The following is a 12647-nucleotide window of genomic DNA, read 5'->3' as shown; positions in this document are numbered from 1 at the left end:
CCAAAAAACTCCAGCAAGGCTGGAGTTAAAGGGGATCGGTGGCTGGAGGTCAGATGTGGAACTTGACGACCATCTCATTGAGGTCCGCCGCCAACCGCGCCAACTCGTTACTGGCGGCGCTGACCTGGCTGGCGCCGGTGGCCGATTGCGATGCCAGGTCATTGATGTTGAGCAGGTTGCGGTCCACTTCACGGGCCACTTGCGCCTGTTGTTGCGCGGCGGCAGCGATCACCAGGTTGCTCTCGGTGATTTCGATCACTGCGATGTTGATCGTTTGCAGCGCCGTTCCCGCGCCTTTGGCGATGTCCAGGGTCGACACGGTGCGCGCCGTGCATTGGTGCATCGATGCCACGGCGTTTTCGGTGCCGTTTTGAATGCTGGTGATCATCGCCTCGATGTCGCTGGTGGACTGTTGGGTGCGATGAGCCAGTGCCCGCACTTCATCGGCCACCACGGCAAAACCACGTCCGGCTTCACCGGCGCGCGCCGCCTCGATGGCCGCGTTCAAGGCCAGCAGATTGGTCTGGTCCGCCAGCCCGCGAATCACTTCCAGCACCCGGCCGATGTCCTGGGACTCGACGGCCAGCGCCGTGATCAGGTCCGCAGCGCCTTGCACGTCCTGGCTCATGCTTTCGATGGCGACCAGGGTTTCGCCCACCAGCACACAGCCTTCTTCGGCCGAGCGCAGGGCATTTTGCGAGGCGAGGGAGGTGCTGGTGGCGTTGCGCGAAACTTCTTCCACGGCACTGGTCATTTGTGTGACGGCGGTGGCGGCCTGCTGGATTTCCAGGGTCTGCTGGGTGATGCCGTGGGCGCTTTCGGCTGTGACGCAATCAAGTTCAGCGGTGGCGCCGCCCAATTGGGTCGCTGAGTTGGTGATCTTCTGCAGCGTCTCGCGCAGGGTGCCTTGCATCTTCTGCATCGCCGCCAACAGGCGGGCGGCTTCGTCCTTGCCTTCGACCGAGATCGTGCGCGTGAGATTGCCTTGGGCAATTTCGTCGGCCACCTCCAGGGCCAGGTTGATGGGGCGGGTGATGCTGATGGTCAGGCGCCAGGCGCAGAGCAGGGTCATCGCCGTGGACAGGAGCAGCAGGGCGATGGTTGCCTTCACCGTGATACCGAACTGTTCGGCGTTGGTCTTGGCGGCATCTTTGCTTTGATCGGCGTTGATCGAAATCATGGCATTGATCAGATCGCTGCTGGCCGTGTAGCTGTCCAGCAAGGTGCCACCGATGAGGGCCGCCACCGCTTCGCGCGCGCCATCACGGGACAAGCGGATCAACTGTCCTTCCAGCTTTTCATAGTGCAATTGTTGTTTGACCAGCGTGTCGTAGCTGGAGCGCTCGGCGGCACTGGAAATGAACGGCGTGTAGTCGTGCTGGGTGTCACGGGTCATTTGTTGCAGCACCGCCAGTTCTTTGATGAGGTTCTCCTGGAGATCGGCGTCGTAGGTGTTGCTCAGTTGCTGATTGAGGTTGCGTTGCCGCTGGATGATGTAACTGAACTCGCTGAGCTTGACCAGGCTGGGTACATCGCTGTTGGCGACATCCTGGCCGAGCTTGGCAATGGCATTCATCTGCGTCAGTGAGTACCCGCCCAGGATCATCATCATGATCGCGATCAGGGAAAAGCCCAGCAGCGCCCTGGGCGCAATGTTCAGGTTTCGTAAATTCATCGGTTAATCCTTGGGGTTCTAATGAGCCGGGTTTGCAGGCCGCCGCTTCAGCGCCTGGTTGGCGAGAGGGCGATTTTTTTATGGGATTTGCACGCAAGGATTGGAGAAACAACAACGAATTTTGCTGCGGCGAAGCGCAGGAGTAACGAGGAATGCTCCGGTTTCGGTGAAGGATGTTTCCTACAAGAATGCGTATGAAAGGTTCAGGGGATGCCGCTCGGGGCTGGGCGGTTTCACATTGGTGGTACGTGTCTTACGCAGTGGTCGCGTGTAATCCGACATCGGCATCGGACTGCTCCTACATTCATGCTCCGTTCTCAGTCTTAATCTGGCGCGATTGAAGTTTCTATCGACGGGTTTCCTTACGCGACGAAAACGCCACGGACCTGCATGTTGTTTGCGTATCGAATTGATCGAATGGGTGCCTAGAGTGTTTCGTTTATTGCTGGTGTGTTTTCTGTCTTTGTTCTATGCCTCGGGTGTTCGTGCGGCAGGTGCATCGGCCTGGTGTGATTTTGATGATGTTCACTCTAACAGTGTGATGACGGCTGATCTGGCGACCGCCAATTATCTGGATGTGGTGGGGTATTACGAGTTTGGCTGGACAGTCAGTGGTTGCACTTCACTTCCAACCCCAGTCTACAATCGTGAGATTTATGTGATGTATTGGGGGCTCGGAGGCGCGGTACCTTATTGCAGGTCGACGATTAACGGGATCTACCTTGACGTCTCCCCAGCCAACTGTGCAACGGTTGCACCCTTTGGTTCTATTCCAACCAAGATTTATCTCGATAAGCCGTTCCCGCAAAGCGGCTATGCACGAAAGAATTTCGTACGAAATGAATACAGGCTTTCAAATCCCGGCGCTTATGCGTTGGCACCCTACGAAAAACGGATTTGGATCTCGTGGGCCCGCGGCACCACGACTCCCGGCGCGCCCTACAGCAACGCGTTACTGGGCGTAAAAAACGGAGAAGGGACGGTCATTATTACCACCTGTACATTGGTGAATAGTGACATTTTGGTGGACTTTGGCGAAGTGTCTGAGGCCGGAGCTTCCGAGCGATTCAATATTGAATTTTCGGGATGCACGGACCAAACGGACAGCAAGCGCTTCAATGACACCGTGTCGTTGAACTTCCGTTCCGAACGTATTCGTGTTGATGGCTCGGCTTTGCAAAATAATGTGTGCGCCAACTGCGCCAAGGGACTTCAAATAGCGTTGAAAGATGGTACGGGTAAAGCCATCGATCTATCGAAGCGCTACAAGTTATCGAGTAACGGTTCGACCACGATCAGCCCTAAAGGTCTTAAGTATGAATTCATCGCCGAACTGCAAAATAACCCCGATGAAACATCAAAAGGTGGCGTGATTGATACCCAACTGGTTTTTGAAACAATCGTTGAATAACGGGAGCATGTAGGACCATTCGACATTCTTGCAAGGAATGGGATGACATTGATTAACGGACTGGTCCTACGTTGTGCATTAAGTCACCGGTTGAAGATTGATGAGCACTAAGTGCCGCGCCCATTGCTTGCGCGCCACGCACTTTTCCTGCATCCCAACTCAACTAACAAGGATGACTCCGTGCGCCGCCTCCTATCCAAACCCCACGCCCTGGCTGCAGGCATTTCCCTCGCCTGCCTGGCTTTCGGCGAAGCCAACGCCGCCTCCATCGAATTGGGAGGCGGCGATCAACTCTCCCTGAAAAAACTCAACGTCAGCACCAGTGGCGACAATGAACCGGTGTTGCTGGTCGACGGCGCGGCGGCCAGCGCCAAAATCAGCGACAGCACGTTCAGCACCAGCGGTCGCGGCAGCAGTGCTGCCCAGGTGCTGGCCGGTGAAGCGATCCTGAGCAACGTGACGGTCACCACCACTGGCGCCAACGCTTCGGCCCTGGCGGCCAATGGCGTCGACAGCCTGATCAGCGTAAGCACCGGCACCGTCCAGACTCAGGGCGACAATGCCCACGGCGCCACCCTCGGCAGCGGCGCAAAACTGGCGCTGGATTCGGTCGACGTCATCACCCAGGGCGCCGGCGCTCGTGGGGTAAATGCCACCGGGACCAGCACCCTCGGCCTGGTGCTCAGCACGATTGCCACCCAGGGCCGCGCCGCTGATGGGTTGTATTTGCGGGGCACCAGTGATCAGCAACGGGCCAGTGCCACACTGGTCGATAGCCTGATCCAGACCACCGGTGACAGCGCGAAGGGCATCAACGCCAATCGTGATTCCCAGGTCGACTTGCAACGAACCCGCATTAACACCGCCGGGCAGGTCGCCCATGGCCTCTGGGCCGCCAGCGCCACCAGCCAGGTACTGGGCCAGGATGTTCACATCACCACAAGTGGCATCAGCGCCATCGGTGCCTTCGCCCAAAGCGGTGCGACGATCGACCTGCAGAAAGCCACGGTCGAAACCTTCGGCGACAATGCCCACGGTCTCTACGCCGACAATGGTTCGACGCTGACCGGCACCGACATCGACATTCACACCCACGGCATGAGCGCCGGGGTGTTTGCCGTGGGCAGTGGCGCACGGATCAACCTCAACAATGCCCTGATCAATATCGACGGCAGTGGCATGGGCATCGTCAGTTACGGCCCGGGCCATGTCCTGGCCCAGGGCCTGACTCTCAATGCCGACGGTGAAGGGGCTCGCGGCTTGTTGCTGCAAGACGGCGGCAGCATGAGCCTGGCGGATGCACTGGTGCACGTGCGGGGCGAGGACAGCGCGGCGGTTCGTTCGCTATCCCGCACCGGGCAGATCAACGTCTTGCATGTGCAGGACTCGGACATCAGCGCGCAGCACGCGGCGTTCGATATCTCCGGTGGCTTGCGCCTGGAACTGCTCAACAGCAGTGTCGCCGGTGAGCAGGTGTTGCGCACCAGCGTCCGTGAGTTGGCCGACGGCAGCCTGGTCGATAACCAGCACGTCTCGGTCGCAGCAGTCGGCTCGACCTTGCAGGGCGATATCCTGGTGGAAGGCCAGGACGTCGGCGTGATATTGAAAGAGCAATCCGCATTGCGCGGTTCGATCAGCGGTCTGCAACAGTTGGAGCTGGACAACAGCCTGTGGCTCATGACCGCCGATTCCAACGTCGGGACGCTGGATCAACAAAACGGCCACGTGGTGTTTGATCCATCGCTGTCCGGCACGTTCAAGACCCTGACCGTCAACGAAGACCTGACAGGTTCCGGCCGCTTTGACATGCGCACCGACCTGGCGACGCTGCAGGGCGATCTGCTGCGGGTCAACGGGCAAATTTCCGGCCGTCACACCCTGCTTATCGAAGACTCCGGCCACAGCCCGAGCGGTCCCGGCCAGCAACTGCGGGTGGTGGATGGCAATGGCGGCAGCGGCACGTTCGGTCTGTATGGCGAGCACGTCGATGCCGGTGCGTTTCGCTACACCCTCAACCAGCAGGGCGACGATTGGTTTCTGAGCAACAGTTCGGTGATTCAGCCTCCCGTCGATCCTGAATCGCCAAGTGACCCGGTTGACCCGAAAACGCCGACTGATCCGCTCATTCCCCCGGTCGATCCCGAAAAACCAACCGATCCGATCACACCGCCGATCACCCCTCCGGTCACTGTTGATCCAGGCCCTGCCAACCTGTCCAAAGGCGCCAACGCCGCCATCTCCGCACAAACCGCTGGCGCCACGCTGTGGAGCGCGCAGATGAACGCGCTGGTCAAGCGCCTGGGCGAGTTGCGCATGGGCAAGGATGAAGGCGGGATCTGGACCCGGGCCATCGGTCGACGCTTCGAGGTGGCCGAAGGCTCCAGTCGCGCCTTCACGCAAAACGTCACCGGCATGGAAGTCGGTGTCGACAAGGCCTTTGCGTTGGGCGCCGGCAAGTTGTACGTCGGTGGCGTGGTGGGCGGCGCGCACTCGACCATGAACTTCGGCGAAGGCGCTTCCGGCAACGTCGATAGCCGGATGATCGGGACCTACGCCACTTACCTGCACGATAGCGGCGTGTATGTCGACACGGTGGCCAAGTACAGCCGTTTCGATAACGAAATCAAAACCCCGACCAACCTCGGGAACCCGGTGAAAGGGGCCTACACCAGCCACGGCGTAGGGATGGACGTTGAGATCGGCCGCCACATTGCGCTCGAAAAGGGCTGGTTCGTCGAGCCGCAAATCGAGGTCACGGCGACCCATACGACCGGCGGCGACTACACCGCCTCTAATGGTTTGCGCGTCGATGCCGATGACATGAACTCATTGCAAAGTCGTGTCGGCTCATTGTTCGGCCGGCGCATGACCCTCGGCAACGGGATTGAGGTGCAGCCCTACGCCAAGGCGTCGTGGATCACTGAACACGCAGGTGCCAGCACGGTGAAGGTCAACGGCACGCGGCTCAAGGCCGAGGTGCCGGGGGATCGTCTGGAGCTGGGTTTCGGCGGCATTGTGCAGGTCAGCGAGCGGAGCAAGATCGCCCTCGACGCCGAATTCGCCAAGGGCCATGACATCAAGCAACCGTGGGGGTTGACCCTGGGTTATCGCTACCTCTGGTAAGCCACAGGCAGTGATCCGGCATCCAGGATGCCGGATCACTGCCGGACCCCGCTGTCTGTAGAGTTAGGGATAACGTTTTTTGACCGATTTTTTTCGCCACGTCCTCGTCACCCGTTGGTTGTTACTGACGTGGCTATTGCTCAGCGTTTGTGCGATGGCCCAGCCTGCGCAATTGCAACTGTTGGTGCACACCCCGGTCATCGCGCCAGTGGTCGAATTCGCCCCGGCCACCCGTGCGTGGCTGCGTCAGCATCCGCTGCTGCGGGTGGGTATCTGGGGCGATTCGTTTGCGCCGTTCGACATCGGTTTTGAAGCCGACAAATTCGAAGGCGTGGCGGCGGACTACCTCGGTGTCTTGCGCAATACCCTGGGCGTGGCCGACGTGCAGATTTACCGCTATCACAGCCGCCAAGAGGCCGAGCAGGCCCTGGTCACCGGTACGGTGCACATGCTGGGGCTCTACACCCGTCACGGCATTCGTCGCGAAGATATCCTGACCTCCAAACCTTATCTGCTGGACCGCGCGGTGATCGTCAAGGGCACCGGCGATACCGCGCAGGCGCTGGATCGGTTGAAGGGGCAGCGGTTGGCGTTTGCCAATGATCAAGACCTGTACCATCGCTTGAAAACCCAATACCCGGAGGCGCTGCTGGTGCCCGTGCAATCGGCGCTCAGTGCCTTGTCGGCGGTGGTGCATGGCCAGGTCGATGCGTTCTGGAGCGATGCGGCCTCGGCGGATTACCTGATCAAGAATGCGTTTTACAACGGTGCCTATATCGCCGGTGATGCGGTGGTGCCGGACTTCAATATCACCTTCGCCGTCGGCGCCGCCAATCCGCAACTGCTGCTGGCGATCAATCAGACCCTGGACGCCATTCCCCTGGCCGGACGCCTGCGCATCACTTCTCGCTGGGACCTGGCCATCCGCTATGCGCAAATGCCGTCGATGCTCGACCTCACGCAGGAAGAACAGCGCTGGATTGCCCGGCATCCAACGCTGAAGGTAGCGGTCAGCGGCAGTTACGCGCCGATGACGTTCTATGATCAGCACGACGTACATCGCGGGTTGACCGCAGACATTGTGCAACGCATCGCCCAGCGCACGGGTTTGCAATTCGTGATGGTGCGCACCAACAACATCATCGACATGGTCGAGCGCCTGCGCGAGGGTTCGGTCGACTTGATTGGTGCCCTGGGCGTGGCGCAGGAATGGACCCCCAGCCTGCGCTTCAGTCGCCCGTATGCGGTGAATCCGCTGGTGTTGATCAGCCGTGTCGACGCCACGGGTTTGAACGAAATCAGTGCCTTCAATGGCCGTTCCATCGCCGTCGCCGCCAGCAGTACGCTGATTCCGTGGTTCCGCCAGCACTATCCACGCATCGCTCTGGTCGAGGTCAACAGCACCGTGCGCGGCATGGAAATGCTCATGGAGGGCGAGGTCGATGGCGCCATCAACACCCAGATGGGCGCCGATTATTTCATCAAGAACTTCTACCCCAACCACCTGGCCGTCCGCGCTTCCGTGGGGCCGGACATGGCCCGTATCGGCCTGGCGGCGCGGGAAGATCAGGCGATCCTGATCAACATCATCAACAAGGCGTTGCTCGATATCGCCCCCGAAGACCTGCAACAGATGACCGAGCGCTGGCGCAGCCACTTCACCCCGCCCGTGGCCAGTTCCTGGGTCAACTACCGGGACTTTGTCTACAAGGCGACGGGCATCGCGGTGCTGTGCGGGGTGCTGTTCCTGGCCTGGAACCGTTACCTGCGCCGCCAGATCAACCAGCGTCATGCCGCCGAACGCAAACTCAAGGATCAACTGGAGTTCACCCGGACCTTGATCGACGGATCACCGGTGGCGTTGTACGTGCGCGATCACGAAGGGCGGTTGTTGCAATGCAATCAGTCCTACCTGGATTTTTTGCAGACCGAGCGCCACATCGTCGTCGGCAAAAGACTGTGCGAAACCCCGCTGATGACGCCGCACTTCAACGAGCGCTACCAGCAGTTCTACGAACGCACCTTGCTCGACGGTGAGCCGACGTTCGCCGACATGGAAGTGCAAGTCTGTGGCCAGGCGTACCGCATCTATCACTGGACCTTGCCGTTCCGTAACGCCGATGGGCAGGTGATCGGGATCATTGGTGGCTGGATCGACCTCACCGAGCGTGAGCAGATACTCCAGGAACTGCGCCAAGCCAAGGACACCGCCGATTCGGCGAACCGTTCCAAGTCGGTGTTCCTGGCCAGCATGAGCCATGAAATCCGCACGCCGATGAACGCCATTATCGGCCTGCTGGAATTGCTCCAGCGCCGGGGCGGCGATGCCCGGCAGGTGCGCGAGGCAGTGGACGTCGCCCACGAGTCGGCCCAGGCACTGTTGTCGCTGATCGGTGACATTCTCGACCTGTCAAAAATCGAGTCCGGGGCGATGAAGCCGTCGCCGCGCCCAACCGATTTGCCGAAGTTGATGCACTCGGTGTTCAAGCTATTCGAAACCAGCGCCCACAATAAGGGGCTGGGAATCGACCTGGTGCTGGAGGTGCGTCACCACCACGTGCTGATCGATGCGTTGCTGCTCAAGCAGATCGTCTCCAACCTGTTGAGTAACGCAATCAAGTTCACCGATCAGGGCAGCATTGAAATCGCCGTGTTTGATGGTGCGCAGGGGCCGGCGGACGGGGTAGGGCACTTCATGATCCAGGTGACCGACACCGGCCATGGCTTGTCACCGGCCCAGCAACTGGCGATTTTCGAACCGTTTATCCAGACCAGTCGCGGCAGCGCCACCCAGGGCGGCACCGGCCTGGGCTTGAGCATCTGTCGACGTCTGGCGGAGTTGCTGGGCGGCGAGTTGCAGGTGGAAAGCGAGCTGGAGGCGGGTTCGACGTTCAGCCTGGTGTTCAACGCCCCGTTGTGTGAGGAGCAGCAAGCGCCGGAGCCGGCTCCCGTGGCGCCAATGCTGGGGCGTTCACTGCACGTGCTGGTGGTGGACGATCACGCCGCCAACCGCTTGCTGTTGTGCCAGCAACTGGAGTTTGCCGGGCATCGCGCCGAGTCCGCCGAAGACGGTGAGCGCGCATTATCCCTGTGCAGGCACGCCGATCCGGCGTTCGATCTGGTCATCACCGATTGCAACATGCCGAACATGGATGGCTTTGCCTTTACCCAGGGCCTGCGCAGTTGGGAGCGCGAGCAGCAGCGGCTGGCGTGCCCGGTGTTCGGCCTGACCGCCAATGCCCAGACCGAAGTGGTCAAGCAGTGCTTGCAGGCGGGCATGAATGACTGCCTGTTCAAGCCGTTGACCCTGGACCACTTGCTCAATCGTATCCAGTTGGCCTTTCCTGACCGGACCCTGCCGTATTCCGCCGAAGCACTGGCCAAGGTCAATGGCCTGGGGGCAGAAGCCCACGCAACCTTTATCGCGCAGGTGGTACGCAGCAACCAGGAGGACCGGATGCTGCTCGATGCGCTGATTGCCGAGGGTGATCTACCGGAACTGGCGCGCCTGGCGCACAAGATCAAGGGCGCGGCGAAGATCATCGATGCCCATGATGTGGTGGATGACTGTCGGCGTTTGCAGGCGTTTGCCGAACAGCGCCAGGAAGAGAATTGCCTGGTGCAGGTGCATCACCTGAAGGCGAACCTGCTGCAATTGGAAGAGGCGTTGTTGGGAGGGTAGAAGGGTAGGCGCAAAGCTTGCTCGCGATGGCGTCCTTGAAATCGCCACCCAACCTGTAGGAGCGAGGCTTGCCCGCGATGGCGTCCGCGAGATCGCCATCGCGAGCAAGCTTTGCTCCTACGAGCGATGGCGTATGTGAGATCGCCTTTGCGGGCAAGCCTCGCTCGGGGTCGGCGGTGGGATTCAGACCAACCCATGCCGCTTGGCGAATTCCGCCAGTTCGACAATGCTGTCGATCCGCAGTTTTTCCTGAAGACGGGTCTTGTAGGTGCTGACGGTTTTATTGCTGATGTGCAGCGACTCGGCGATCTTGATATTGGTCAGGCCCGCCGCGAGGCAGCGCAACACGTTCATCTCCCGAGGCGAAAGCTTTTTCACCGCGTCGTCCTCGTCGGTCTTGAAGTCCTCTTCGCGCACCGAGTCGATGGTGTCGGCCTTGAACCAGGTGTAACCGTCCTTGATCGCCAGGCACGCGTTCAGCAGTTCACCCATGGTGCCTTCCTTGCTCACATACCCCGACGCGCCGTCTTGCAGGCAGCGCTGGGGCAGGCGTGAGTTTTTCGCCCCGGTAAAGATCAGGATCCGTGGCTTGGGATTGAAGCTGGACAGGCGCTTCATGACACTCAAACCATCCAGTTGTGGAATGTCGACGTCGAGTATCACCAGGTCCGGTTTCAACTTGCGCACCCCATCGATAGCGAGAATGCCGGTGGTGGCATCGCCCACAACTTCGAAGCCTTGTCCATGAAGCAGATTGGTAACCGCCAGGGTAACGATTTGATGGTCGTCAACGACTAAGACTTTCATTGTTTCTCTCAGCGGGTGGAAAAAATAAGTGTAAAAGAAGTGTGAAGAGGTAAAGTGCCATCATTCTCGATGTGAATTCGGATCAATACAAGGGTAAATGATGCGGCTTATTAAAAATAGTGGGCATTAAGTGGGTGCGCTGATAATGATTTATATCAGTGCAATCATTGTTTGTAGTCTCGGTCCTACAGCAATGTAAGTTCTAATCTGACGCATGTTATGGACCGGTCCTACAATAATTTCCCGCCCCGCGAATTAATCTAGTTTTACCTGCCAACGCAGGACAATTAATTCGAACGGATAACGCATCATGAAAAAACTTTCCTTTATTGCCCTGGCCATTGCTGCTGCCGCTGCCATGTCCTCCACTGCCAACGCTGCAAGCGGCACCCTGCAGTTCACCGGTAACCTGACTGCCGCCAGTTGCACCGTGACCCCGGGTGGCGACGCCAGCGCCGGTGCCGGCAGCAACATCGTTGTCGACATGGGCAGCGTTTCGTTCAGCGACCTGGAAACCGCTGCGCCAGGCAAAGGTTCGGTAGGCGTTGCTGTCACCGACCTGAGCTTCGACATCGGCTGTACCGGCGTGGGCGCCTACGACACCGTAGTCCTGAACTTCGACCCGCAAGCCGGTTCGGGCCGTGACACTGCCGATGCCCGTCTGTTGGCCCTGGCTCCAGGTGGCGCAGCCGGTGCTGCAATCGCCGTGGTTGATGGCAACCGCAACATCATCGACATGTCCAAGGACCCGGAAGTCCGTGCCGCCCTGACCGTTGACGCGGGCACCGGTGCTGGCACCGCCCAGATTAACCTGGCAGCTGCTTACCTGCGTACCACTGGCGCTCAAACGCCAGGCGCTGCAAACGGCAGCCTGCCGTTCGTGCTGACTTACGAGTAAGTGATGTGACCACTACCGAATGCGACGTTTTATAACATGCGTTCGGTAGTGTTTTATTTTTGTCTGTTGTTACTTTTTTTAGTGTACGGGTTGGCGCATGTGTCGCTGTTGTCTGATATCGGTCGCGTCGTCAATGAAGTGTGTTTGAGATGGTTCGGTTTTAAGGGTTGAGAGTGGTTGTGCACTCGCAGGTCCAGATATTCAAAATGCCTTAATGACGTTGAGGGTTGTATGTTCAAGTGCACATTTAAAGCGCTGTTCTGCTTGTTGCCATTCGTGGTTCTTTCCAATGCTCAAGCGGGGATTTCCCTGGGTGCCACGCGGATCATTTTTGAGGCGAAGAACAAGGAAGAAAACATCACGGTTCGCAACGAAAGTGAAAAACCGATCCTGTTGCAATCCTGGCTGGACAACGGCAAGGAAGGCGACGGGGCCGTACCGTTTGCCGTGACACCACCCCTGACCAAAATGGCCGCCAACGGCCAACAACTGCTGCGGGTTCTGTACAAAGGGGCGGGTTTGCCCCAGGACCGTGAGTCGGTGGTGTGGCTCAGCGTGCAGGAAATCCCTGCCAGCGTCGAAGGCAAGAACACCCTGCAAATCGCCGTGCGCCAGAAGATCAAGGTGTTCTACCGCCCGGCCAATCTGACGGGCGAAGCCAAGGACGCTGCCGGTTCTCTGCAATGGCAGCTGGAAGACGGCGGCAAGCGCCTGAGCGTTCACAACCCGAGCGCCTACCACGTGTCGATGGTGCAACTGCTCGGCGAGATGCCCGCCTTCAGCAACCTGGTGGCCGAGCGCTTCATGGTGGCCCCCGGCGAACGCAAGACCTTCGAGGTCAACAACGGCGGGTTCAAGGTCGGCGCCGAGTTCAGCTTCCGCAGCATCAATGACTGGGGCGGCCAGGAGACCTATCGCACCAAACTGCAAGCCGCTTCCAGCAGCACCGCCACCCGGGTCGACGCTCAGTAACCGTTCGCCTTCGCTCCTCTTAAAGCCGCCCGGACGTTTCCAGCAAACGTCCGTTGGCCGGGCTTTGCCTCGAAAAAAT

General features: G+C 59.3%; 7 protein-coding genes and 1 pseudogene. 5 read left to right on the top strand and 3 right to left on the bottom strand.

What is annotated here, in order from left to right:
- Positions 1-49: 49 nt before the first annotated feature.
- Together ACY4LX_RS23245 and ACY4LX_RS23240 are read right to left on the bottom strand one after the other, a co-directional pair.
- Positions 50-913 (bottom strand): methyl-accepting chemotaxis protein, encoded by an 864-nt coding sequence (locus ACY4LX_RS23245; RefSeq protein WP_429515953.1) that lies wholly within the window; start codon positions 911-913, stop codon positions 50-52.
- A pseudogene (locus ACY4LX_RS23240) lies at positions 905-1675 on the bottom strand (MCP four helix bundle domain-containing protein); the annotation flags it as partial. The pseudogene ACY4LX_RS23240 and the gene ACY4LX_RS23245, both read right to left, overlap by 9 nt.
- 397 nt (positions 1676-2072) lie before the next feature.
- On the opposite strand from ACY4LX_RS23240, the gene ACY4LX_RS23235 reads away from it, so the two are divergent.
- From ACY4LX_RS23235 to ACY4LX_RS23225, 3 genes are all read left to right on the top strand, one after another.
- Positions 2073-3086 carry a fimbrial protein gene (locus ACY4LX_RS23235; RefSeq protein ID WP_463257962.1) on the top strand — a complete coding sequence of 338 codons (1014 nt, stop codon included), beginning with the start codon at positions 2073-2075 and terminating at the stop codon, positions 3084-3086.
- Positions 3087-3266: 180 nt separating this feature from the next.
- The gene (locus tag ACY4LX_RS23230) at positions 3267-6209 is read left to right on the top strand and encodes an autotransporter outer membrane beta-barrel domain-containing protein (RefSeq protein ID WP_463257961.1); all 2943 of its coding nucleotides are present in this window, start codon (positions 3267-3269) and stop codon (positions 6207-6209) included.
- Positions 6210-6288: 79 nt separating this feature from the next.
- Positions 6289-9891: an ATP-binding protein gene (locus tag ACY4LX_RS23225; RefSeq protein WP_463257960.1), complete on the top strand. Its 3603-nt coding sequence runs from the start codon at positions 6289-6291 to the stop codon at positions 9889-9891.
- A 183-nt stretch (positions 9892-10074) separates the two neighbouring features.
- Here ACY4LX_RS23225 and ACY4LX_RS23220 read toward each other — a convergent pair whose 3' ends face one another.
- A complete protein-coding gene (locus tag ACY4LX_RS23220) occupies positions 10075-10698 on the bottom strand; it encodes a response regulator transcription factor (protein ID WP_149661847.1) in 624 nt (207 codons plus the stop codon).
- A gap of 310 nt (positions 10699-11008) precedes the next feature.
- On the opposite strand from ACY4LX_RS23220, the gene ACY4LX_RS23215 reads away from it, so the two are divergent.
- Both ACY4LX_RS23215 and ACY4LX_RS23210 read left to right on the top strand, forming a co-directional pair.
- A complete protein-coding gene (locus tag ACY4LX_RS23215) occupies positions 11009-11596 on the top strand; it encodes a fimbrial protein (RefSeq protein WP_149661848.1) in 588 nt (195 codons plus the stop codon).
- Between the two features lie 231 nt (positions 11597-11827).
- Positions 11828-12568, top strand: coding sequence for a fimbrial biogenesis chaperone (locus ACY4LX_RS23210; protein WP_149661849.1), 741 nt, complete (start codon positions 11828-11830; stop codon positions 12566-12568).
- Positions 12569-12647 lie beyond the last annotated feature (79 nt).

It is taken from the genome of Pseudomonas sp. Emmai (assembly GCF_055179735.1).
This window is presented reverse-complemented; position numbering and strand designations above follow the sequence as displayed.